Here is a 23,663-nt window from a genome sequence, read left to right on the forward strand (position 1 = left end):
GACCGCTGGAAGCGCTGGATCAATGGATACGCCGCCGATTGCGCGATGTGATCTGGCGGCAATGGAAACGTCCGCGAACCCGGTGTCGTAAGCTCCTGGCGCTGGGCCTAGATCCACAGCGCGCCTGGAAATCATCGGTAAACGGGCGAGGCCCTTGGTGGAATGCGGGTGCGCTGCACCTGCGCCACGCCTTGCCCAACCGCTGGTTCGCTCAGCGTGGGTTAATCTCGGTGCTGGATACGGTAAGAGGGCTTAGCCGTTCTTCGTGAACCGCCGTGGTACGGAACCGTATGCCCGGTGGTGTGGGAGGGCTCCGGGGGTGACCCCGGACCCTACCCGATGTGGTAGGTGCCGAGGACCACTTCAGTAGCTCGAGGCTGTCCCGGCGACAGGTCTGATCGGGGGCGCTGTGAACCCCTCCCTGGGCGCTACCTCGGCCCTGCTTCGCTCTCGTGTCCCGCTTCGCTTGCAGGTCCGGTGCTGGCCATCCTTGGCCAGCCCGTTCGGAGCAATGCTCCTTACCCCTGGTCCTCGGACCCCCTCCAGACCTGCCCCCGGCGCCTCTCGCTGCAACATTCGAGCGACGAACGCCTTCTATCTTCTACTTCGCCGCCCGGCTGGCCTGCAGGGTGCGGGTTAGCAGGGCGCGCAGGGCGGCGGGGCGCACCGGCTTGAGCAGCAGCTGGTAGCCGGCGCGCTTGACCTCCTCGGCCACCTCCTCGGTGCGGTCGGCGGTGATCACGATACCGGGCACCGCGCCGGCCAACCGTTCGCCGAGGGCCTCCAGGGCCATCAGGCCGGTGACCTCGTTGTCCAGGTGGTAGTCGGCGAGGATCGCGTCGGGGTCGCCGTCGAGGTGGCGCAGCACCGACTTCGCGCCGCCGATGGAGGTGGCGGTGAACACCTCGCAGCCCCACCCGGAGAGCATCGCCTTCATCCCCTCGAGGATCAGCGTCTCGTTGTCGATGCACAGGATGCGCGTGCCGGCGAGCTTGTTGCCGGCCCGGCGCGGGGCGGCGGCCTCCTCGGCCTGCTCCGCCTCGCTACGCGGCGCCACCACCGGCACACTGACCGCGAACATGGTGCCGTGGCCCTCCCGCGAGTGCACCCGGATGGGGTGGTCCAGCACCCGGCTCATGCGGTCGGCGATGGAGAGGCCGAGCCCCAGTCCCTTCTCGCTCTCCTTGTGACGCGAGGCCTGGTCGAGGCGGCGGAACTCCTGGAAGATCTCCGCCTGCTTGGAGGCCGGGATGCCGGGGCCGGAGTCCCACACCTGGATGGAGAGGCGGTCGCCCTGGCGGCGGCAGCCCAGCAGCACGCGCCCCTCCTGGGTGTAGCGGATGGCATTCGACAGGAAGTTCTGGATGATCCGGCGCAGCATCTGGGCATCGCTGTCGACCCACTGGCGGGTCGGCACCACCACCAGGTCGAGGCCGCGATCCTCGGCCATCACCTCGAACTCGGCGCGCAGCGGGCGGAAGATGTCGGCCAGGGCGAAGTGGCTGCGCCGTGGGGTGAGGGCGCCGGCATCCAGCTTGGAGATGTCGAGCAGGGTGCCGAGCAGCTCCTCGGCGGCCTGCAGCGAGCCGTCGATATGGCCGATGGTGCGCTTCATGTCGTCGGCGTCCATCTCCTGGGAGAGCGCCGAGGTGAACAGCCGCGCGGCGTTGAGCGGCTGTAGCAGGTCGTGGCTGGCGGCGGCCAGGAAGCGGGTCTTGGAGGCGTTGGCATCCTCGGCCACCTGCTTGGCCTGGCGCAGCGCCTGCTCCGCCTCCGCGCGCACGCGGTTCTCCTGGCGCAGGGCGGCGTTGGCCTCGGAGAGCGCCTGGGTGCGCTCGCGAACCCGCTCCTCCAGGGTCTCGTTGGTCTCCTTGAGGGCGATCTCCGCCAGGCGGCGCTCGGTGATGTCCTGGTAGAGGGCGAAGAAGCCGAGTATCGCGCCGCTGTCGCCGAAGTGGGGGGTGTAGGTCACCAGCATGTAGCGCCGCCCCTCGGGGAGGCGCAGCGAGACCTCGAAGCTGACCCGCTCGCCGGAGAGCGCCTGCGCGATCCAGGGCTCCCGCTCGCGGGCCATCTCGTCGGGGATCACCTCCTGCACCCGCTTGCCGATCACCGCGTTGCGGTCGATGCCGAAGGCCTGCTCGTAGGCGCGGTTGGTGAAGAGGTAGCGGCACTCCTTGTCGAAGTAGGCGATCAGCGCGGGGACGTTGTCCGTGTAGATGCGGATGTTGTTCTCCGAGCGGATCAGCGCCTCCTCGATGCGCTTCTGCTGGGTGATGTCCTGGTAGGTGTAGACGAAGCCGCCGCCGGGCATGGGGTTGCCCTGCACCTCCAGCACGCTGCCGTCCTGGCGGTAGCGCACGTAGCGGTGGGGCTGGCCTTCGCGAATGTTGTCGAGCAGCAGCTGGACGTGCTCCTCGGGGTCGCCGGGGCCGTACTCGCCGTTGTGGGCGTTGTAGCGGAAGATCTTGTCGATCGGCGCGCCCACCCGGATCAGATGGTCGGGGAAGCGGAACAGCTCCAGGTAACGCTGGTTCCACACCACCAGGCGCAGGTTCTGGTCCACCACGCTGATGCCCTGGTTGATGTTCTCGATGGTGGCCTGGAGCAGGGCGCGGTTGAACTCCAGCACCTGGGAGGCCTCGTCGACGATGGAGATCACGTCGGAGATGCCGATGCCGCGCCCCTGCAGCGCCGAGTTGACCACGATGCGCGCCGAGGAGGCGCCGAGCACCGAGGCCAGGAAGCGTTCGGTGAACTGGATGACGTCGATGGAGGCGCGGGTGCCGTCCTCCAGCGGCTTGCCGCTGCGCCGGGCGTAGTCGTCGAAGGCGCGGCTCACCTGGTGGGCGCCCAGGAAGCGTTCGCACAGCACCTTGAGGTCGCCCACCGTGGTGGCGCCGGTCCAGGGGCGGTTCACCGAGGTCTGGCGGGTCTCGACGCTGTCGACGAACAGCGAGGCCTGGATGCGCTCCACCACCCGCTGGGAGGTGACCTGGGAGACGAAGATGTAGCAGAACAGGTTGACCCCCAGCGAGAGCATCACCCCATGGGTGAAGCCGTCACCCACGTTGAGGCCGAACAGCGAGGTGGGGGCGAGCCAGGCGACGCCGAAGGGGCCGCCGCTCATCCAGCTCCCCGGCAGGACCCCGGCGGTGATCATCGCCGGCATCAGCAGGCTGTAGGCCCAGATGGCGAAGCCGGCGTTCATGCCCACGATCACCCCCAGGCGGTTGCCGCGCTTCCAGTAGAGCCCGCCGATCAGCGCCGGGGCGAACTGGGCGGCGGCGGCAAACGACAGCATCCCGATAGAGGCCAGCGAGGTGAACTCGCCGATCAGCTGGTAGAAGCCGTAGGCCATGGCCAGCACCGCGCCGATGGTGATGCGACGCGCACGCAGGACCAGCCGGCCATAGTCGCGGGCCTTGGTGTCGAACCAGCGCAGGCGGAACAGCGCCGGGATGACGATCTCGTTGGAGATCATGATCGATACCGCCACCGCGGCGACGATCACCATGCCGGTGGCCGCCGAGAAGCCGCCGATGAAGGTGAGCAGGGTCAGCCAGGTGCTGTCGGCGGCCAGGGGCAGCGCCAGCACGAAGGTGTCCGGCTCCACGTCGCCGCCGGCGAACAGGGTCAGGCCGGCGGCGGCCAGGGGCACCACGAAGAAGGCGAAGGCCAGCAGGTAGAGTGGGAACAGCCAGCGCGCGGTGCGCGCGTCGTCGCGGTGGGTGTTCTCCACCACCGCGACATGGAACTGGCGGGGCAGGCAGAGGATCGCCAGCATGGCCAGCAGGGTCTGGGCCCAGAAGCTGCGGCCGAAGTCCTGCTCGGCCAGCTGGCGCTGCAGCTCCAGCTGGGTCTCGGCGTGGGCCAGCAGGTCGCCCAGGCCGTCGAACATCCCCCAGGTGACGTAGGCGCCCAGGGTGACGAAGGCCACCAGCTTGACCAGCGACTCGAAGGCCACGGCGTGGATCAGGCCCTCATGGTGCTCGGTGGCATCGGTGTGGCGGGTGCCGAAGAGGATGGCGAAGGCGGCCATCACCAGCGCCACGTAGAAGGCGGTATCGGCGAACAGCGGTGCGGTGGTGGCGTCGGTGTCGGCGGTCAGCACGCTGAAGGAAGTGGCCACCGCCTTCAGCTGCAGGGCGATGTAGGGCAGGGTGCCGATCAGCGCCACCAGGCTGGCGAAGGCGGCCAGGGACTGAGCCTTGCCGTAGCGCGAGGCGATGAAGTCGGCGATGGAGGTGACGTTCTGGTGCTTGGCCACCCGGATCATCTTGGCCAGCACCGGCCAGAACAGCAGGAAGGTGAGGATCGGCCCGACGTAGATGCTGGCGAAGGACCAGCCGCCGCTGGCGGCCTGGCCCACCGCGCCGTAGAAGGTCCAGGAGGTGCAGTAGATGGCCAGCGCCAGGCTGTAGATGATCGGCCGCCGCTGGCTGGCACCGTGGCGCCTCGCGTGGCGGTCGCCGCGCCAGGCGATGCCGAACAGCACGGCGATGTAGAGCAGCGAGATGGCGACCAGCAGCCAGCCTGAGAACATGAGCTTCCTCCCTGGGTGTCGGCGCCCATTCTAGGGCAATGGCTCGCCGGAGGGCAGGCGCCCGGGTCAGTCGCTCTCCTCGCAGAGGGCGCGGTAGAGCGGGGCCTGCTCGCCGAGCCGGCGCATCTCGTCCAGGCGCGGCTCGCGTGCCTCCCCCTCCAGCGGCAGGGTCTCGCGGGTGGCGCAGTTCATCAGCCAGGCCTGGTGGCTGACCCGGTCCTGGACCTGCTTCTCGAAACGGTAGAGCAGGAACTCGACCCGCCTCTCGCCCTCCTGCTCCTGCACCGACATGCTCTGGGTATCGACCACGCTGAAGCCGGTGGTCATGGGGAAGAGGTAGGTCCAGGGGCGCCAGAACATGGCGTCCTGCTCGACCTGCACCACCCGCGCGCTGTCGGGCAGCAGGCTGCGCTTGTGCTCGTACCAGCTGTACTCGGTCTGGATCTGGTAGCCCAGCATGCCCAGGCCCGCCAGGGCGGGGATGATCCAGCGCGGCAGGCGCTTGCCGCTCAGGGTTCTCAGCAGCAGGCCGATGCCCGCCGCGCCGAGGCCGGCGAAGACCGCCGCGATCAAGTGCCAAATCATGGGTCATCCTTGTCGTGATAGGGAAGTGTGCAACGCAATCGGGCTTCCCTGAGGAAGCCCGATCGGTAGGGGGTTGACCGGCCCGGCGAACCGGGCCAGGCGAGCCATTATGGCTCAGACGGGGCGACAGGTCAGTGGCCGGTGGCCGTGCCGGCGCCCTTGGGATAGCGAACGCTCTCCACCAGGTCCTGGATCTCCTGGGGCGGCTCCTCGGTGGCGTTGGACACCAGGTAGGCGACCGTGAAGTTGAAGATCGCACCCACCGCGCCGAAGGAGAGCGGCGAGATGCCCAGGATCCAGTTGTCCGGGGTGTTGGGCAGCATGTTGGTGCCCGGCACGAAGAACCAGCCCAGGTAGGTGAAGATGTAGAGCAGGGTCAGGACCAGACCGGTCAGCATGCCGGCGACCGCGCCCTTGTTGTTCACCCGCTTGGAGAAGATCCCCATCATCAGCGCCGGGAACAGCGAGGCGCCGGCGATACCGAAGGCGAGTGCCACCGTCTGGGCGGCGAAGCCCGGCGGGTTGAGGCCCAGGTAGGTCGCCAGCAGGATGGCGCCGGCCATGGAGATCCGAGCCGCCAGCATCTCGCCCTTCTCGGTGATGTTGGGGTTGATCATGCTGCGGATCAGGTCGTGGCTGATCGCCGAGGAGATGGCCAGCAGCAGGCCCGCGGCGGTGGAGAGGGCGGCCGCGATACCGCCGGCGGCGATCAGGCCGATGACCCAGCCGGGCAGGTTGGCGATCTCGGGGTTGGCGAGTACCAGGATGTCGTTGTTGACGGTGAGTTCGCTGCCTTCCCAGCCGCGTGCCTCGGCGGTGTCGGCGAAGGCCTCGTTGCCGTCGTTGTAGAACTGGATGCGGCCGTCGTCGTTCTTGTCGGTGAAGGTGATCAGCCCGGTCTCCTCCCAGGTGCGCACCCAGTTGGGACGCTCCTCGTAGAGGATGGCATCACCGGCGGCCGCCTCGTAGTCCTCGACCTGGCCGGCCATCTCCGGATAGACGGTGGTCATCAGGTTGAGGCGTGCCATGGAGCCCACGGCGGGGGCGGTGAGGTAGAGCAGGGCGATGAACACCAGCGCCCAGCCGGCGGACCAGCGTGCGTCGGCGACCCGCGGCACGGTGAAGAAGCGGATGATGACGTGGGGCAGGCCCGCGGTACCCACCATCAGCGAGAGGGTGAAGAGCACCATGTTGAGCTTGTTGTCGACGTCCGCGGTGTAGTCGCGGAAGCCCAGGGCGTTGACCACATCGTCGAGCTTCTCCAGCAGCGGCAGGCCGGACTCGGTGTGGGTGCTGAACATCCCGAACATGGGGATCGGGTTGCCGGTCAGCTGCATGGCGATGAACACCGCCGGGATGGTGTAGGCGATGATCAGCACGATGTACTGGGCCACCTGGGTATAGGTGATGCCCTTCATGCCGCCGAACACGGCGTAGAGGAAGACGATGGCCGCGGCGATCCAGATGCCGGCGGTGTTGGGCACTTCGAGGAAGCGCGAGAAGGCCACGCCTGCACCTGTCATCTGGCCGATGACGTAGGTCACCGAGGCGACGATCAGGCAGACCACGGCCACCAGGCGTGCCGTCTTGCTGTAGAAGCGGTCACCGATGAAGTCCGGCACCGTGAACTTGCCGAACTTGCGCAGGTAGGGCGCCAGCAGCATGGCCAGGATGACGTAGCCGCCGGTCCAGCCCATCAGGAAGGTGGAGTTGGCGTAGCCTCCGGAGGCCAGCAGGCCGGCCATGGAGATGAACGACGCGGCGGACATCCAGTCGGCGGCGGTGGCCATACCGTTGGTCACCGGATGGACGCCGCCGCCCGCGACATAGAAGTCCTTCGTCGAGCCCGCTCGGGCCCAGATCGCGATGCCGATGTAGAGGGCGAACGAGGCCCCTACGAACAGCAGGTTGATGGCAAATTGACTCATTCTTGGTTACTCCCCGAGGCCGAATTTCTTGTCGAGTTGGTTCATGCGCCAGGCGTAGAAGAAGATCAGGCAGATGAAGGTGAGGATCGAGCCCTGCTGGGCGAACCAGAAGCCCAGATCGGTCCCGCCCACCGGGATGCCGGCCAGCAGCGGCCGGAACAGGATGGCGCAGCCATAGGAGACGAAGGCCCAGACGACCAGGCAGCCCGCGATCAGGCGGACGTTGGCCTTCCAGTATTCCGTTGAGTCGATTTTCTCTTCTGCCATGTCGTGTTCTCCACTTGTTGTTGAGCTAGGGAACTTGCGCAGTCGGTGGTTGGAGGATCACCAGAGCAATCGCACGGCCCCGGACCGGAAGGCGCAGTGGTGGCGTGCGATTGCCCTGCATGATTCAGGTGGATAGTGGTCAATGAGTGGCGAAAATGAATCCCAGACTTTCGTATCATGAGAGGAAAGCGATTCAATGCCTTTCCAACGATCTCTTTTATTTCAGTCGGTTGAGAGAGGGTAGGGCGGAAAATAGGCGGAGGGCGTAAGGCGGCATAGAACGATGGTATATCTCGGCTCGATTGGACCTTTGTCTAGGGGTGTGCCGCAGGATTGGACCAAGGTCTAGACGGTCGGCGGGGGAGACGATCGTCTAGCTTACCGGGTGGGCGTGGCGGTTGTTATGCTCCTTTCACGCACCGATGTGTCGTCGGCTCGAGCCACTGCCGATCACGCCTGCGGACACCAATAACAATGTCGCCGCCGTGTGTGGGTCCCGCTCCCGGGGCTCGGGATGCGGCGATGATCCGTGAGGTCATGCCATGGTCGATCTCGATCTCTCCCAGCCGCCCTTCACGCTGCTCGACGACGCCGGTCGCGATCGGGTGCGTCAGGGTGTCGACCTGGCCTACTTCGACCGCGACGAGATCATCCTCGAGGCGGGCCAGCCCGGCGAATACGTCTTCCTGATCCACAAGGGCGAGGTGGCCGAGATCGACACCACCCAGCCCGCGGCCCGGGAGCGTATCGGCCACTACACCCAGGGCGACCTGTTCGGGGCCATCAGCATCCTCAACGGCAAGAGTCGCTACCGCTTCCGCGCCGAGCAGGAGAGTCTCTGCTACCTGCTGCCCAGCGCCCTCTTCCTGGCGCTGTGCGACGACTACCCGCCCTTCGCCGAATTCTTCCGCCAGACCCTGGCCCACAAGACGCGGCTGCTCACCGAGCAGCGTGCCGAAGGCGGGGTGACCATGGCCGGCTTCATGCTCGCGACGGTGGACGAGTGCATGCGCGAGCCGCTGGTGGTGCCGGCCACCACCACCATCGCCGAGGCGGTGGCGACCATCAACGAGCGCCACGCCGACTCGCTGCTGGTGGCCCGGGACGATGGCCACGGCATGGTCACCAAGACCGACCTGCTCAACGCCCTGGTGGTGGACGAGCGCGGCCGCGACTGCCCGCTGGAGGGGTTGGGGCATGCCGAGCTGATCACCGTGGCCCCGGGCCAGTACCTGTTCGAGGCGCTGGTGATCATGACCCGCCACAAGGTGGAGCGGGTGGTGGTGATGCAGGGCGAGGCGCCGACGGGGGTGGTGGAGCTGACCGACGTGCTCAGCTACTTCTCCAGCCGCAGCTACGTGGTGAGCCTGCAGGTGGAGCAGGCGGAGAGCCTGGAGGCGCTGGCCGCCGCCAGCCGCCGCACCCCTGAGCTGGTGCGGGCGCTGATGGCCCAGGGGGTCAAGCTGCGCTTCGCCATGGGGCTTCTGGCCGCGCTCAACGGGCGCATCATCAACAAGGCCTGGGGCTTTTTGGTGGACGAGCGCTACCACGGCGACAGCTGCCTGATGGTGATGGGCAGCGAGGGTCGCGGCGAGCAGATCCTCAAGACCGACCAGGACAACGGCCTGATCCTCGCCGACGACCTCGACTGGCCCGACTGTGCCGAGCAGATGCAGCGCCTCACCGAGACCCTTATCGAGCTGGGCTACCCGCCCTGTCCCGGCAACATCATGGTCTCCAACCCCGAGTGGGTGGGCACGGTGAGCCAGTGGCGGCGACGCATCGCCCGCTGGATCGAGGTCCGCGACGGCGACAGCCTGATGAAGCTCGCCATCATGCTCGACGCCCATGCGGTGGCGGGCAACCCGGCGCTGCTCGACCGAGTGCGCGACGACCTCTTCGCCCAGTGTGCCGGCAACGAGCTGCTGCTCTCCTACTTCGCTCGCACCGCCCTGCGCTTCTCCACGCCGCTGACCCTGTTCGGCTCCCTGAAGAAGCCCCAGCACGGCATCGACATCAAGAAGGGCGGCATCTTCCCCATCGTCCACGGGGTGCGGGTGATGGCGCTGGAGCGCGGCATCCGCCCCACCTCGACCCTGGAGCGCCTCGACGCCCTGGCCGAGGACGGCCGGCTGGAGGCGCGCTTCGCCGAGGACCTGGCCGAGGCGCTGTCGCTGTTCACCGAGCTGCGCCTGCGCCAGCAGCTGGCGCGCCGCGAGGGCGACGCCGAGGACACCCGCCCCGACCGCGTGGTGGTCCAGGAACTCTCCTCCCTGGAGCGCGACCTACTGCGCGAGGCGCTGCATATTGTCAAGGACTTCAAGCAGCGCCTCTCCCACCGCTTCCACCTGGAGTATTCATGACCCGACGGAACGACAACGACACAAGGAGACCGTCATGCTCAAGGTCCTGAGGCGCGCCGCGGACCGGCGCCGCCACGCCGATGGCGAATACGCCTGGCTGTTTCACCCCTATACCGGCGACGAGATGGTGGTGATCGACACCGAGACCACCGGCCTGGACACCCGCAGCGCCGAGCTGGTGTCGATCGCCGCGGTGCGCGTGCGCGGTGACCGCATCCTGACCAGCGACTCCCTCGACCTGCGCCTGGCGCGTCCCGCCTCGCTCACCGGCGACTCCATCCGCATCCACGGCTTGCGCGGCGTGGACCTGGCCAACGGCGAGAGCGTCGAAGCGGCCCTGGCCCGGCTGCTCGACTTCGTCGGCAACCGGCCGCTGGTGGGCTGGCACCTGGACTTCGACCTGGCGATCCTCAACCGCGAGCTCAGGCCGCGCTTCGGCTTCGAGCTGCCCAACGCCACCGTGGACGTGGCCCAGCTGTGGCGCCGCCGGCTGCGTCGTCGCCACCCGGAGATCGACGGCCAGCCGCGCTTCGAGCGGGTGGCGGAGCGCCTCGGCGTGCCGGTGATGGGTCGCCACACCGCCCTGGGCGACGCGGTGACCACCGCGCTGATGTTCCTGCGCCTGGAGCGCGGCCTCGAGTCCGGCGACCAGCTGGCCTGAGCGGCGGCGTCGCCTGAGGGCGCCGCCGATGGTAGGATGGCGCCCTCTCCACTTTCGCCCGCACTGGCAGCGCCAAGACCCATGCAAGACGCCGTGACCTTCGACCCCCGCGAGCATCAGGGTGCTCCCGCGACGCCCGCTTCCGCCAGCCCCGACCAGAAGCCGGCCGCCGAGGCCCCGGACGCCCGCGAGAAACGCGAGTTCAACAAGCTGCACAAGCGCCTGCGGCGCCAGGTGGGCAACGCCATCATCGACTACGGCATGATCCACGATGGCGACCGGGTGATGGTGTGCCTCTCCGGCGGCAAGGACAGCTACACCCTGCTGGAGATCCTGCGCAGCCTGCAGCGCAACGCCCCGGTGGACTTCTCGCTGGTGGCCGTCAACCTCGACCAGAAGCAGCCGGGCTTCCCCGAGCACGTGCTGCCCGAGTACCTGGACGGCATCGGCGTCGAGTATCACATCCTCGAGCGCGACACCTACTCGGTGGTCAAGGAGAAGACCCCCGAGGGCAAGACCACCTGTGCGCTCTGCTCGCGACTGCGCCGCGGCTCGCTCTACGGCTTCGCCGAGGAGATCGGCGCCAACAAGATCGCCCTGGGGCACCATCGCGAGGACATCCTCGAGACGCTCTTCCTCAACCTCTTCTTCGCCGGCAGCCTCAAGGCGATGCCTCCCAAGCTGCTCTCCGACGACGGCCGCAACATGGTGATCCGGCCGCTCGCCTACTGCCGCGAGGCGGACATCGCCGAGTTCGCCCGGCGCATGGCCTTCCCCATCATCCCCTGCAACCTGTGTGGCTCCCAGCCCAACCTGCAGCGCCAGGTGGTCAAGGAGATGCTCGCCGAGTGGGAGGCCAAGCACCCCGGGCGCCTGGAGAGCATGTTCAAGGCGGTGACCAATGTCGCCCCTTCCCAGCTGGCCGACCGCGAGCTCTTCGACTTCGCCGGACTGGAGGCGAAGCAGGCGGCGCTGATGGCCAACCGGATCGATATCCAGCAAGAGCTCTAAGCTTGAAGAGCGGCGCTTCGCGCCTGGAAGTGTGAAGCTGGAAGAAAAACACCCCCCGCAGCCTGGCTGCGGGGGGTGTGTCGTATTACGGCTGTCGCATCATCATGCTGGCTTCCAGCTTTAGTGCGCGCCTTCCTCCTCGGCCAGGCGGGTCAGCGCCGGCAGGTCGAGGATATTGACCTCGCGGCCAGAGACGGCCACCAGCCCCTGGCTCTGGAAGCGGCCCAGGATACGGCTCACCGTCTCCACCGCCAGCCCCAGGTAGTTGCCGATGTCGGCCCGGGACATGGAGAGGCGGAAGCTGTAGGGCGAGTAGCCGCGGCGGCGGAAGCGCTCGGAGAGGCTGGTGAAGAAGCTGGCCAGGCGCTGGTCGGCGGTCTTGCGCGACAGCAGGCGCATCATGCGACGGTCGTCACGCAGCTCCTTGCTCATGCTGCGGTAGAGCTGGCCGCGCAGCTCCGGCAGGGACTCGGAGAGGTGATCCAGGCGATCGAAGGGGATCTCGCAGACGGTGGTGGTCTCCAGCGCCACCACGGTACCGGGGTAGTGCTCCTCGTCGATGCCGTCGAGGCCCACCAGCTCGCTGGGCAGGTAGAAGTTGGTCAGCTGGTCCTCGCCGCTGCCTTCGGTGGTGACCTGCTTGAGGCTCCCCGAGCGCACCGCGAAGACGCTGGTGAAGGGGCTGCCCTGGCGGAACAGCGCCTCGCCCTTCTTGAGTGGCGCCCGGCGGCGGATGATGGCGTCGAACTGGTCCATGTCCTCCACCTCCAGTGCCAGCGGCAGGCAGAGCGAGCTCAGGCTGCAGGTCTGACAGCGCGTCTCCTGCAGCACCGAACGCCGTCGGCCGGTGAGGGTGTCCGCCATGGCCCTTTCCTTCTTGATCGTGGTCATGGCGCCATTATGGAGCAAAGCACGGGCAGGGCAAACCACCCCGAAAGGGGTAGGGCTCGCCAGGCGCTGTCTCCGGCGCCGTTCGCCGGATGTGTTTCGGCGTCAGGCCTTCGGCAGGACGCCCAGGCCCTCCAGCACCCGCGGCAGCCGCCAGCGCCCCGCCTCGGTCAGGCGCAGGGTCTCGCCGAGGCGCTCCATCAGCCCCTCGGCGAGCAGCGCCGGCAGGCCCTCGCCGATCGTCTCCTCCCGTGGCAGGCCCTGGCCGCCGAGCAGCCCCTCGAGGATCGCCCGGCGTCGGTGGCCGGCGTCGTCGAGGCGGCAGCCGGCGGCGGTGGGCAGCCGACCGGCGTCGAGGGCGGCCTCGTAGTCGCCGAGGGCCTCGGCGTTGCGCACCCAGAGATCGCCCAGCCGCGTGGTCGCCCCCACCCCCAGGCCCAGCAGGTCGCCGGCGGGGCCCGCGGAGAAGCCCAGCGGGCCGTGGCCGAGCGTGGCATCGGCCAGCGCCCGGGCCAGGCGGTCGTCGGGGCGGGCGTGCAGGCCGAGGCCGACATGCACATAGCCGGCCGCGGCCAGGCGCTGGCGGGCCTCGGCCACCAGCCGGCCCCGGCTGGCGGCATCGGGCAACCAGTCGCGGTGGATGGCGCGCTGGTCGGGGTGGCGCTCGGGGTGGTGGTCGTAGCGGGTGAGGCGGATCCGCGCCGGCGCCATGGCGATCAGCTGCTCGAGGGTATCGGCGAGGCCCGCCGGGGTCTGGAAGGGCAGGCCGAGCATCACCGAGAGCGTCAGCTCGCGGAAGCCCAGGCGGTCCGCCTCGTCCACCAGCGCCTCGGTCAGGGCGCGGGGCTGTACGCGGTTGATCGCCTGCTGCACGCGCGGGTCGAGTTCCGCCACGCCCAGCGTCAGGCGGTTGAAGCCCAGCGCCTGGAGGTGGCGCAGGGTAAGCATGTCCGCCTCGCGGGGGTCGAGCTCGATGCTGAAGTCGCGCTCCCGGGCGCCGGAGAGCCCGAAGCGGGCGTCGAGGCGGTCGAAGAGGTCGCTCATCTGGTCCAGGGCCAGGAAGGCGGGGGCGCCGCCGCCCCAGTGCAGGCGCGTCACCGCCGGCAGCCCCGTCAGGCGACGTCGCGCCAGCACCATCTCGCGGTCGAGCCGCGACAGGTAGGGCTCGGCCTGGCGGCTGTCCCGGGAGGGCACGCGCCGGCTGGCGCAGAAGCGGCAGGCCTGGCGGCAGAAGGGCAGGCGCACCTTGAGCGCCAGCGGGGCCTCGGCGGGACGGCCGGCCAGGGCCTCCTCCAAGGCGGCGTCGCCGATCTCGGGGCGGTAGTCCCGCGGGGGCGGCGTGCAAACCTGGGCCGCCGCGACCAGGTCGCCACCGCCGGTCGACGGCAGGGTCCCGTCGGGATCGGCGGCCGGGGGGCGCTGGGCAGGGACGGACATGGGCAGGCTCCGGGTTGTGGGCATGCTCTCATGCTAGGGGTGCGCGGCCCGACCGGCGTTGAGCTGCGTCAATCCGGCGTGGAATAGTCGCTAACCGGCGCGGAAACCCGAGTGGACGGGCAGCAGCGTCCACAGCTGCCAGAGGGCGAAGGCGATGATCGACAGCGCGGCCAGAGTGCGGGTCGCCGGGTGGCGGATCAGGCCGGCGAGCTGGCGGGCGGCGAGGCCGGTGGCCAGCAGCGCCGGCAGGGTGCCGAGCCCGAAGGCGACCATCAGCGCCGCGCCGTGCAGCGGGTCGGCCACCGCCAGGCTCCAGGCCAGCATGGAGTAGACCAGGCCGCAGGGCAGCCAGCCCCACACCGCGCCCAGCGCCACCGCCTGGGGCACCCTGACCACCGGCATCAGCCGCCGCCCGACCGGCTCCAGATGGCGCCACAGGCGTCGGCCCAGCGCCTCGACCCTGAGCAGCCCCTTCCACCAGTCGGCGATATACAGCGCCATCAGGATCAGCATCAGCGCGGCGAGCCCCTGCAGGACGAGGCGGGCGGGGGCGGTCAGCGAGAGCAGGGTACCCAGCGCCGCCGCCAGGGCACCGGCGATCATGTAGCTGGCGATGCGTCCCAGGTTGTAGCCCAGCAACAGGCCGGTGAGGCGTGCCGGGTGGCGCATGCTGGGGGGCACCGCGAAGGTCAGGGCACTCATGATGCCGCCGCACATGCCGATGCAGTGGGCGCCGCCCAGCAGCCCGAAGACGAAGGCCGCGGCGAGCGGCGGCAAGTCGAGCCCGGTGGGGTCCATCAACGCCCCTCGTCGTCGGGACCCGCGGCCGGCGACTCGGCGCCGTCGCCGGTGTCGTCGCCGGTGTCGTCCCGGGCTTCCCCGCTCCGGCGCGGCTCGGCGGGGCGGTCGTTGTCGTCGTCATCGAAGAGGATACGGTAGGCCGGTCCCTCCAGGTCCTCGAACTGGTCGTGCTTCACCGCCCAGAAGAAGGCCCACACGGCCAGTCCCAGCAGGATCAGCGAGAGCGGGATCAGCAGGTAGAGGATGCTCATGCGTTGGCCTCCCGGGAGGATGCGGTCGGGGCCGCGGCGCCGCCGGCGCGGGGGCCGCGGAAGCGATTGAGGCGCAGGGCATTGCCCACCACCACCAGGGAACTGGCCGACATGCCGATGGCGGCCAGCCAGGGCGGCACCAGGCCGATCGCGGCCAGCGGCATCGCCGAGGCGTTGTAGACCACCGACCATAGCATGTTCTGGCGCATCACTCGCCGGGTGGCGCGGCACAGCGCCACCGCCTCGGGGATGCGCGTCAGGCGCGGGCTCAGCAGGATGGCGTCGGCGCTGGTGCGGGCCAGGTCGGTGGCGCCGTTCATGGCGATGGCGACATCGGCGCCGGCCAGCACCGGCACGTCGTTGATGCCGTCGCCCACCATGGCCACCTTCTCGCCGTCGGCCTGGCACTCGCGGATGCGCTCGAGCTTGCGCTCGGGGCTGGCGCCGCCCTCGGCGGTGCCGATGCCGAGGCGCGCGGCCAGCGCCTCGGCCGCCGCCGGGGTGTCGCCGGAGAGCAGCTCCACGGCCAGGCCCTGTGCGGCCAGGGCGGCGATGGCCTCGGCGGCGTCCTCGCGCACCTGGTCCTGCAGGCGGAACCAGCAGCGCGGCTCGCCGGCCTCGGCGAGCAGCAGCCACTGCCCCTCCCCGGGGGCGGCCGGGGGGCTGGCCGGGGCGGCGAAGTCGGGCCGGCCCAGGCGCCAGGCGCGGCCCTCGATGCGTCCCTCGAGGCCCTGGCCGGGACGGCTGACGACATCCTCGGCGCGCCGGCTGGCATCGCGGGAGGGCTGGAAGGCGCGCGCGATGGGGTGCTCGGAGCGCGCCTCCAGGGCGGCGGCCAGGCGCCGCGCCGTGCCGGCGTCGAGCTCGCCCAGCGGGCGCGTCTCCACCAGGCTCATGCACCCTGTGGTCAGGGTGCCGGTCTTGTCGAGGATCACTCGGTCGACCTGGGAAAGCGCCTCGATGGCGTCGGCACGGGTCACCAGCACGCCGCGCCGGCGCAGCTGGCCGTGGCCGGCGGTGAGCGCCGTGGGGGTGGCCAGCGCCAGGGCACAGGGGCAGGTCACCACCAGCACCGAGAGGGTGATCCACAGCACCCGGGAGGGGTCGATGAACCACCACACGATGGCCACACCGAGGGCCACGAACAGCAGGCGCAGCACGAACAGGTGGGCCATGCGCGCGGCCATCTGGGCCAGGCGCGGGCGGCTGGCGAAGGCGCGGTCGGTGAGGTCGACGATGCCGGAGACCCGGGCGTCGCGGCCGGCGTGGGTGACCCGCACCACCAGCGGGCTCTCCACGTTGTGGCTGCCACCGGTGACGGTGTCGCCGACGCCGCGGGTCACCGGCAGGTACTCGCCGGTGAGCATCGACTCGTCGAGGCTCGATTCGCCCTCCTCGACCACGCCGTCGGCGGGCACGGCGTGGCCCGGCTTGACCAGCACCCGGTCGCCGGCGGCGAGTTCGCCGGCCGGCAGGATGCGCTCCTCCCCCGCCGCGGTGAGGCGGATCGCCGAGAGGGGCAGGGCGCCGGCCAGGGCGTTGCCGGTATGGCCGCTGCGACGCCGGGCGCGCGCCTCCACGTAGCGGCCGAAGAGCAGGAAGAAGGTGAACATCGCCACCGAGTCGAAGTAGACCTCCCCCTGGCCGGCGAGCACCGCATAGCCGCTGGCCAGGTAGGCGCCGCCGATGGCGATGGAGACCGGCACGTCCATGCCCAGCACCCGGGTGCGCAGGTCGCGCAGCGCGTTGCGGAAGAAGGGCAGAGCTGAGAAGAAGACCACCGGGGTCGCCAGGGCGAAGGAGAGCCAGTGGAACAGCGCGTTGAAGTCGGCGCTGATCTCCCCGGGGCCCGCCACGTAGATGGGGATCGAGAACATCATCACCTGGGCCATGCCCACCGCGGCGACGATCAGCCGCCGCACGGTCATGCGCTCCTCGCGCTGCAGGCGCGCCTGGGCCTCGTCGGGCTCCCAGGGCTGGGCCTGGTAACCGATGGCCGCCAGCTCGGCGAGGATCTGCGAGAGCCTGAGGCGCTGCGGGTCCCAGCTCACCCGCACCCGGTGGTGGCTGAGGTTGACCGCGCTGGAGGCCAGCCCCGGCAGGGCGTTGAGGCGATGCTCGATCAGCCAGGCGCAGGCCGCGCAGGTGATGCCGTCCACCGCCAGGGTGGCGTGGACGCGGCCGCTGTCGTCGCCCTCGGGATGCACGAACTGGCGCTGCAGGCCGGGGTCGTCGAACACCGCCCAGGTCTCGGCGCGGGCGGCATCACGATCCTCGGGACGCTCCGGCAGCTCGGTGCGGAAACGGTAGTAGCTGGCCAGGCCGCCGTCGACGATGGCGTGGGCCACCGCCTCGCAGCCGGGGCAGCACAGCGGATGGCGGCTGTCGTCCAGAGTGATCGACCAGGGGGCCCCCGCGGGCACCGGGGTGCCGCAGTGGTAGCAGGGGCGCGCCTGGGGCGTGTCGGCGTTCTCGCTCATCGCGGGGCTAGAGGCCCGGCTCCAGCTCGGCCTCGTCGTCGCTGGGGAAGCTGGCCTCGCCGGTCAGCCGCCATTCGGCCCCTTCGCCGGCCTCGGGCTGCAGCTGCAGGTACCAGCGGTGGCGCAGCGGCTCGTCCAGGGTGGTGACGTAGCGGCCCTCGCGGACATGCTGGAGGGTCAGCTCGCGATCGAAGTCGCTGTCGGTGGGGAAGATCAGTGCCAGGTGCAACCGCTCGGGCTGGCGCGGGCCGGCGAGGTCGACCACCACGTCGCCGGTGCGGTTGTCCACCCGCAGGCGGGCGGCGAGGCCCAGCGCCTGGGCGTGCTCCTGCTTGGCGAGCTGCTCGTTGATCGCCAGGCCGCGCTCGTAGTAGTCGCCCCCCACCGAGCCGTCGTAGAAACGGATCGAGAATGCCAGGTAGATCAGGCTGAAGGTGATCGAGGAGAGCAGCAGGCCGATTAGGAACCAGGGCCAGAACTGCTTGTACCAGGGCTTGATGTCGTCGCTCATCTTATCTCCGCAGGTCACCGAGGAAGCGCGCCTCGCGCTCCAGGCTGATGTCGGGGGCCGCCTCGGCGGTCAGTCGCAGGGTGATGGCGTGGCTCGGCTGCTCGATGGCCTCGGCCGGGGCGCTGAGGGTGATCACCCGCTGGCGTGAGTCGCTGGCCGGCACCCGGATGCTGTCGGCGTCGAGCGCCAGGCCGGGCAGGCCCGAGGCCTCGATGCGATAGGCATGCGCCTCGCCGTCCAGGTTGCGGACCGTCAGCGTGTAGGCGTTGCTGATGCGGCCGTCGGCGGTGGCCTGGAAGAGCCGGTTGCGGTCACGCTCGAGGTCGAAGTCCAGCGGGGTCCGGTCGCCGACCGCCCACACGAAGAGCCCGATCATCACCAGCAGGGCGGCGAGGTAGCCCATCAGGCGCGGGCGCAGGATGTGCGTCGGCCTGCCCTCCAGGGCGTTCTCGGTGGTGTAGCGGATCAGCCCGCGCGGGTAGCCCATCTTGTCCATCACGCTGTCGCAGGCGTCGATGCAGGCGGCACAGGTGATGCACTCGTACTGCAGGCCGTCGCGGATGTCGATGCCGGTGGGGCAGACCTGCACGCAGAGGTCGCAGTCGATGCAGTCGCCGTGGCCGGCCTCGCGGGCCTCGGCGTGGGAGAGGCTCTTCTTGCGGGCGCCGCGCGGCTCGCCGCGGGCGGCGTCGTAGGAGACGATCAGGGTGTCGCGGTCGAACATCACCGACTGGAAGCGGGCATAGGGGCACATGTAGATGCACACCTGCTCGCGCAGCCAGCCGGCGTTAAGGTAGGTGAAGATCAGGAAGAAGCCGACCCAGAAGTAGGACCAGCCGTGGGCCTCGAGGGTCGGCAGCTCCACCACCAGGTCGCGGATGGGGGTGAAGTAGCCGACGAAGGTGATGCCGGTGGCCAGGGCGATCAACAGCCAGATGGCGTGCTTGGCGGACTTGCGCCACAGCTTGTCGGCGTTCATCGGCTGCCTGTCGAGCTTGATGCGGCGGTTGCGCGACCCCTCCAGGCGATGCTCGACCCAGATGAACAGGAAGGTCCAGACGCTCTGCGGGCAGGTGTAGCCGCACCACACGCGGCCGGCGAACACCGTGATGAAGAACAGGCCGAAGGCGCAGATGATCAGCAGCCAGGAGAGCAGCATGAACTCCTGGGGGTAGAAGGTGGCGCCGAGGATATGGAACTCGCGGCCCGGCAGGTCGAACCAGACCGCCGGCCGATCCCCCCAGGGCACCCAGGGCAGCACGAAGAAGGCCAGCATCAGCGCCCAGTTGGCGCTGCGGCGGACCTTCTGGAACAGGCCCTTGATCTCGCGCACGTAGATATGGCGACGGCGGGCGTACATCTCCTGCTTCACCGTCTCCGCCGAGGAGGGGGTGACATCACGGGTGGGGATCTTGTCGCTCATGGCTGGCTCACGGCAGGAAGGGTGAGGTCCGAACGGGCTCGGGCCGGGACGCGCCTATTGTATCGACGCACCGCACAAACGAGAAAGGGTGCGACCTGGCGTCGCACCCTCTCCGTGCCTCATGGGGGGGTGTCTCAGTCCTGGTCGCGCAGGCTGTAGACGTAGGCGGCCACCAGGTGGACGCGCTCCTCGCCGATGTAGGCGGCCTGGGCCGGCATGTGGCCGTTGCGGCCGTTGCGCAGGGTCTGGCGCACCGAGTCGGCGACCTCCTGGCCGGGCTGCAGGTAGAGCCAGATGTCGTTGGTCAGGTTGGGGGCACCCAGCGCCTGGTTGCCGGTGCCGTCGGGCATGTGGCAGGCGGCACACACCGAGGCGAAGGTGGCCGCGCCACTCTCGGCGCGCTCGGCGTCATGCTCGTTGCCGGAGAGCGCGAGCACGTGCTGGGTGACGTTCTCGATGTTCTCCTCGCCGAGCTGCTGCCAGGAGGGCATCAGACCGTTGCGGCCGTTGTTGAGGGTCGCCAGGATGTTCTCCGGCTCGCCACCGTAGAGCCACTCGTCGTCGGTCAGGTTGGGGAAGCCGTAGCCGCCCTGGGCACCGGAGCCGTGGCATACCGCGCAGTTGTTGAGGTAGATGCGCTCGGCCACCTGCATCGCCTCGGCGTCCTGGGCGAGCTCGGGGATCGGCACCTCCTGGTACTGGGCGAAGATCGGCGTGAAGCGCTCCTCGGCGCGCTCGACCTCCTCTTCCCACTGGCTCTCCTGGCTCCAGCCCAGCACGCCGGCGAAGTTGCCGAGGCCGGGGTAGAGCACCAGGTAGCCCAGCGCGAAGATCACGGTGCCCACGTAGAGCTGGAACCACCAGCGCGGCAGCGGGTTGTCGTACTCCTCGATGCCGTCGGCGGCGTGGCCGGTGGTGTCGACGTTACCCTCGGCATCAGGGGTCTTGTCGGTCTTGCGGTTGGCGTAGAGCAGCCAGAAGGCAATCCCGATGGAGCCCAGCGTGATGACGATGATCCAGGCGCTCCAGAACCCGGAAAGGGAGTCACCCCAGAGATTGTTCATGTGTTCCTGTCTCCCTTGTGCTTGCGGGAATCGGCCCCGTTCGGCGAGGCGCTCGTGTCACGGTTCGGTTGCTCGTCATCGTCGGCGAAGGGCAGGTTGGCCGCCTCGTCGAAGTCCGGCTTGCGGCGCTTCGAGTAGGCCCACACCGTGATGCCGATGAAGGTCACGATCAGGATGCCGGTGACGATGCCGCTGACGGTGCCGCTATCCATGTCATTGGTCCTTGAGGACGGTGCCCAGCTGCTGCAGGTAGGCGATCAGCGCGGTGATCTCCTGCTCGCCGCGTACCTCGCGGGTGGCGTTCTCGATCTGCTCGTCGGTGTAGGGCACGCCCAGGGCACGCAGGGCGCGCATCTTCCGCGGGGTGTCCTCGCCGTCGAGGGTGTTCTCGAACAGCCACGGGTAGGCGGGCATGATCGACTCGGGGACCACGTCACGCGGGTTGTACATGTGGGCGCGGTGCCAGTCGTCGCTGTAGCGGCCGCCGACGCGGGCCAGGTCCGGCCCGGTGCGCTTGGAGCCCCACAGGAAGTTGTGGTCGTAGACCGACTCCCCGGCCACGCTGTAGTGGCCGTAGCGCTCGGTCTCGGCGCGGAACGGCCGCACCATCTGGGAGTGGCAGCCCACGCAGCCTTCGCGGCGATAGATGTCGCGCCCCTCGAGCTCCAGGGCCGAGAGGGGCTTTAAGCCCTCCACCGGCTCCGTGGTCTGCTTCTGGAAGAACAGCGGCACCACCTCGGCCAGGCCGCCGAAACTGATCACCACCAGGATCAGCACGGCGAGCAGGCCGACGTTCTTTTCGACGATCTCGTGTCTCATTGGAAGTCTCGTTCCCTGTAGGCTCAGGCGGTCTGCGGAAGCGGCTGGCGAGCACCCTCACCGCGCTTGACGGTCATGGTGACGTTGTAGGCCATGATCAGCATGCCCACGACCCAGCACAGGCCGCCGATCAGGCGCACGATGTAACCCGGGCCACTGGCCTCGACGGCCTCGACGAAGGTGTACATCAGGGTGCCGTCGGGGTTGATGGCGCGCCACATCAGGCCCTGGAGGATGCCGTTGACCCACATGGAGGCGATGTAGAGCACGGTGCCGATGGTGGCCAGCCAGAAGTGCACGGCGATCAGGTTGACCGAGTGCATCTCGGTGCGGCCGAACAGGCGCGGGATCAGGTGGTACATGGAGCCGATGGTAATCATCGCCACCCAGCCCAGGGCACCGGCGTGGACGTGACCGATGGTCCAGTCGGTGTAGTGGGAGAGGGCGTTGACGGTCTTCACCGCCATCATCGGACCCTCGAAGGTGGACATGCCGTAGAAGGAGAGGGCCACCACCAGGAAGCGCAGGGTCGGGTCGGTGCGCAGCTTATGCCAGGCGCCGGAGAGGGTCATCATGCCGTTGATCATGCCGCCCCAGGAGGGGGCCAGCAGGATGATCGACATGATCATGCCCAGCGACTGCGCCCAGTTGGGCAGGGCGGTGTAGTGCAGGTGGTGCGGGCCGGCCCACATGTAGACCATGATCAGCGCCCAGAAGTGGACGATGGAGAGCCGGTAGGAGTAGACCGGACGCTCGGCCTGCTTGGGCACGAAGTAGTACATCATCCCCAGGAAGCCGGCGGTCAGGAAGAAGCCCACCGCGTTGTGGCCGTACCACCACTGCACCATGGCGTCGATGGCGCCGGAGTAGATGGAGGTGGAGTACATGGCGGTGACGGGAATCGCCGCGTTGTTGACGATGTGCAGCACCGCCACCGTCAGGATGAAGGCGGCGAAGAACCAGTTGGCCACGTAGATGTGGGAGGTCTGGCGGCGCTTGATGGTCATCAGGAACACGATGGCGTAGCTGATCCAGACCACGGCGATCAGGATGTTGATCGGCCACTCCAGCTCGGCATACTCCTTGGTGGTGGTGTAGCCCAGCGGCAGGCTGACCACCGCGGAGAGGATCACCGCCTGCCAGCCCCAGAAGGTGAAGGCGGCCAGCCTGTCCGAGAACAGGCGTGTCTGGCAGGTGCGCTGCACCACGTAGTAGGAGGTGGCGAAGAGTGCCGAGCCGCCGAAGGCGAAGATCACGGCGTTGGTGTGCAGCGGACGCAGGCGGCCGAAGCTCGTCCACGGCAGTCCGAGGTTGAGTTCGGGCCAGACCAGCTGGGCGGCGAGGATGACACCGAGTGTCATGCCCACGATGCCCCAGACCACGGTCATGATCGCGAACTGCCGAACTACCTTGTAGTTGTAGGTCGGGTGTTCAAGTGCTGTGCTCATGTCGGGTTCCCATCGAACGCGGTAGGAGATAAAGCTGCGTCAGTTTGTCACGGACGCCGCCTCCCAGAGGATGATGCAGGTCAATTCGCGGTGGATTCTACCCCAGCCGGGCATGATCCTGAACACGCCAATCGGCGTAGCCCAAGAACTCACGAGGAGATTCTGTGTCACATGCTGCCTGTCGGGATGACGTCCCCATCGGCGCGAGCGAGTGCCTCCACCGCCTGATCGACGGCGAAACGGGGCGCTGGTGGCTACCCCATGGCCCCCTGGAGGTGCGCGGCGAGCCGCGCCTCGGCCGCCTGCTGATCGCCCACGGAGCGGGCGCCGGCCAGGATTCCACGTTCCTGCAACGCCTGCGCGAGGCCCTGGCCGACCAGGGGGTGCAGACTTTGGCCATCGAGTTCGCCTACCTGCAGCGGATGCGCCGGGAGGGGCGCCGCCGTCCGCCGCCACGCATCGACCACCTGGTGGAGGAGTTCACCGCCTGGTGCGACCTTCTGTCACACCCCGAGCTGCCGCCGCTGTGGCTGGGCGGCAAGTCCCTGGGCGGTCGGGTGGCCAGCCTGGTCGCCGCCCGCGACGGTGCCGCGGGCCTGGTGCTGTGTGGCTACCCCTTCCACCCGCCGCGCAGGCCGGAACGCCTGCGTCTCGATCACTGGCCCGCGCTGGCCTGCCCCACTCTGGTGGTGCAGGGCGCGCGGGACCCCTTCGGCACCCGGGAGGAGGTGGTGGGCTATGCGTTGCCGTCGGTGGCGCGCCTGCACTGGCTCGAGGATGGTGACCACGACTGGAAACCGCGGCGCGCCTCAGGGCTCACCCAGGCGGCGCTGATCGACCAGGGGGCCGCCGCCATCGCCGCCTTCATGGCCACGCCAGTCCGCGGCGCAAGTGAATGAATCCACGGCCAAAGCGCTCGTCGACGCCGGTGGACGAAAAGCGTTGACATTGAAGGCCGCCCCTGTAGAATGCAGCGCCACGTGACCGGGGGTGGTTAGCTCAGCTGGGAGAGCACCAGCCTTACAAGCTGGGGGTCACAGGTTCGAACCCTGTACCACCCACCACTGCCTCGGCAGTCCCGAATCACGTAGGTAACACGCTGCGGACCGGTAGTTCAGTTGGTTAGAATGCCGGCCTGTCACGCCGGAGGTCGCGGGTTCGAGTCCCGTCCGGTCCGCCA

General features: G+C 69.0%; 20 protein-coding genes and 2 tRNA genes. 7 read left to right on the forward strand and 15 right to left on the reverse strand.

Features of this window, described 5'->3' with window-relative positions; all coding sequences use genetic code 11:
- A partial coding sequence (locus tag BLP95_RS16980; protein WP_281187375.1) for a group II intron maturase-specific domain-containing protein occupies window positions 1-269 on the forward strand: 269 nt, incomplete at its 5' end.
- A 332-nt stretch (window positions 270-601) separates the two neighbouring features.
- On the opposite strand, the gene BLP95_RS06900 is transcribed toward BLP95_RS16980, so the two are convergent.
- The 4 genes from BLP95_RS06900 to BLP95_RS06915 all read right to left on the reverse strand — a co-directional run bounded on the left by BLP95_RS06900 (window position 602) and on the right by BLP95_RS06915 (window position 7,326).
- Entirely contained in the window at window positions 602-4,546 is a 3,945-nt protein-coding gene (locus BLP95_RS06900) for a hybrid sensor histidine kinase/response regulator (protein ID WP_089677668.1), read from the reverse strand.
- A gap of 66 nt (window positions 4,547-4,612) precedes the next feature.
- Window positions 4,613-5,131, reverse strand: coding sequence for a hypothetical protein (locus tag BLP95_RS06905; RefSeq protein WP_089677669.1), 519 nt, complete (start codon window positions 5,129-5,131; stop codon window positions 4,613-4,615).
- Between the two features lie 131 nt (window positions 5,132-5,262).
- The gene (locus BLP95_RS06910) at window positions 5,263-7,059 is read right to left on the reverse strand and encodes a sodium:solute symporter family protein (protein WP_089677670.1); all 1,797 of its coding nucleotides are present in this window, start codon (window positions 7,057-7,059) and stop codon (window positions 5,263-5,265) included.
- Window positions 7,060-7,065: 6 nt separating this feature from the next.
- Window positions 7,066-7,326: a DUF4212 domain-containing protein gene (locus tag BLP95_RS06915; protein ID WP_089677671.1), complete on the reverse strand. Its 261-nt coding sequence runs from the start codon at window positions 7,324-7,326 to the stop codon at window positions 7,066-7,068.
- 542 nt (window positions 7,327-7,868) lie between these two features.
- On the opposite strand from BLP95_RS06915, the gene BLP95_RS06920 reads away from it, so the two are divergent.
- The 3 genes from BLP95_RS06920 to ttcA all read left to right on the forward strand — a co-directional run bounded on the left by BLP95_RS06920 (window position 7,869) and on the right by ttcA (window position 11,361).
- The gene (locus tag BLP95_RS06920; protein WP_089677672.1) at window positions 7,869-9,689 is read left to right on the forward strand and encodes a DUF294 nucleotidyltransferase-like domain-containing protein; all 1,821 of its coding nucleotides are present in this window, start codon (window positions 7,869-7,871) and stop codon (window positions 9,687-9,689) included.
- 34 nt (window positions 9,690-9,723) lie between these two features.
- On the forward strand, window positions 9,724-10,350 hold the full coding sequence (locus BLP95_RS06925; RefSeq protein WP_089677674.1) for a 3'-5' exonuclease: 627 nt from the start codon (window positions 9,724-9,726) through the stop codon (window positions 10,348-10,350).
- A gap of 81 nt (window positions 10,351-10,431) precedes the next feature.
- Window positions 10,432-11,361: a tRNA 2-thiocytidine(32) synthetase TtcA gene (ttcA, locus tag BLP95_RS06930; protein ID WP_089677676.1), complete on the forward strand. Its 930-nt coding sequence runs from the start codon at window positions 10,432-10,434 to the stop codon at window positions 11,359-11,361.
- Window positions 11,362-11,481: 120 nt separating this feature from the next.
- On the opposite strand, the gene fnr is transcribed toward ttcA, so the two are convergent.
- The 11 genes from fnr to ccoN all read right to left on the reverse strand — a co-directional run bounded on the left by fnr (window position 11,482) and on the right by ccoN (window position 22,483).
- Entirely contained in the window at window positions 11,482-12,225 is a 744-nt protein-coding gene (fnr, locus tag BLP95_RS06935) for a fumarate/nitrate reduction transcriptional regulator Fnr (protein WP_089677679.1), read from the reverse strand.
- Between the two features lie 129 nt (window positions 12,226-12,354).
- Window positions 12,355-13,686, reverse strand: a complete 1,332-nt coding sequence (locus BLP95_RS06940; RefSeq protein WP_176760245.1) for a radical SAM protein — start codon at window positions 13,684-13,686, stop codon at window positions 12,355-12,357.
- A gap of 90 nt (window positions 13,687-13,776) precedes the next feature.
- Window positions 13,777-14,484, reverse strand: coding sequence for a sulfite exporter TauE/SafE family protein (locus BLP95_RS06945; RefSeq protein ID WP_089677682.1), 708 nt, complete (start codon window positions 14,482-14,484; stop codon window positions 13,777-13,779).
- Window positions 14,484-14,738, reverse strand: coding sequence for a cbb3-type cytochrome oxidase assembly protein CcoS (gene ccoS / locus BLP95_RS17080; RefSeq protein WP_245678703.1), 255 nt, complete (start codon window positions 14,736-14,738; stop codon window positions 14,484-14,486). The genes BLP95_RS06945 and ccoS overlap by 1 nt, the downstream gene beginning before the upstream one ends.
- Entirely contained in the window at window positions 14,735-17,218 is a 2,484-nt protein-coding gene (locus tag BLP95_RS06955) for a heavy metal translocating P-type ATPase (RefSeq protein WP_089677684.1), read from the reverse strand. Before BLP95_RS06955 ends, ccoS begins: the two co-directional genes overlap by 4 nt.
- A 7-nt stretch (window positions 17,219-17,225) precedes the next feature.
- Window positions 17,226-17,729 (reverse strand): FixH family protein, encoded by a 504-nt coding sequence (locus BLP95_RS06960; RefSeq protein ID WP_089677686.1) that lies wholly within the window; start codon window positions 17,727-17,729, stop codon window positions 17,226-17,228.
- Between the two features lies 1 nt (window position 17,730).
- Window positions 17,731-19,152 (reverse strand): cytochrome c oxidase accessory protein CcoG, encoded by a 1,422-nt coding sequence (gene ccoG, locus BLP95_RS06965; protein ID WP_245678704.1) that lies wholly within the window; start codon window positions 19,150-19,152, stop codon window positions 17,731-17,733.
- A gap of 134 nt (window positions 19,153-19,286) precedes the next feature.
- The gene (ccoP, locus tag BLP95_RS06970; RefSeq protein ID WP_089677688.1) at window positions 19,287-20,216 is read right to left on the reverse strand and encodes a cytochrome-c oxidase, cbb3-type subunit III; all 930 of its coding nucleotides are present in this window, start codon (window positions 20,214-20,216) and stop codon (window positions 19,287-19,289) included.
- The gene (locus BLP95_RS06975) at window positions 20,213-20,428 is read right to left on the reverse strand and encodes a CcoQ/FixQ family Cbb3-type cytochrome c oxidase assembly chaperone (protein WP_023004520.1); all 216 of its coding nucleotides are present in this window, start codon (window positions 20,426-20,428) and stop codon (window positions 20,213-20,215) included. Before BLP95_RS06975 ends, ccoP begins: the two co-directional genes overlap by 4 nt.
- A 1-nt stretch (window position 20,429) precedes the next feature.
- Complete coding sequence (gene ccoO, locus BLP95_RS06980) at window positions 20,430-21,035, reverse strand: cytochrome-c oxidase, cbb3-type subunit II (RefSeq protein WP_089677690.1); 606 nt, start codon at window positions 21,033-21,035, stop codon at window positions 20,430-20,432.
- A 23-nt stretch (window positions 21,036-21,058) separates the two neighbouring features.
- Window positions 21,059-22,483: a cytochrome-c oxidase, cbb3-type subunit I gene (gene ccoN / locus BLP95_RS06985; RefSeq protein WP_089677692.1), complete on the reverse strand. Its 1,425-nt coding sequence runs from the start codon at window positions 22,481-22,483 to the stop codon at window positions 21,059-21,061.
- Window positions 22,484-22,647: 164 nt separating this feature from the next.
- Between ccoN and BLP95_RS06990 the strand changes: the two genes are divergently transcribed.
- The 3 genes from BLP95_RS06990 (at window position 22,648) to BLP95_RS07000 (ending at window position 23,663) form a co-directional block, all read left to right on the forward strand.
- A complete protein-coding gene (locus BLP95_RS06990; protein ID WP_342670384.1) occupies window positions 22,648-23,382 on the forward strand; it encodes an alpha/beta family hydrolase in 735 nt (244 codons plus the stop codon).
- 89 nt (window positions 23,383-23,471) lie between these two features.
- A tRNA-Val gene (locus tag BLP95_RS06995) sits at window positions 23,472-23,547 on the forward strand.
- 39 nt (window positions 23,548-23,586) lie between these two features.
- A tRNA-Asp gene (locus BLP95_RS07000) sits at window positions 23,587-23,663 on the forward strand.

It is taken from the genome of Halomonas shengliensis (genome assembly GCF_900104135.1).
In the GTDB taxonomy this organism is placed as follows: domain Bacteria; phylum Pseudomonadota; class Gammaproteobacteria; order Pseudomonadales; family Halomonadaceae; genus Halomonas; species Halomonas shengliensis.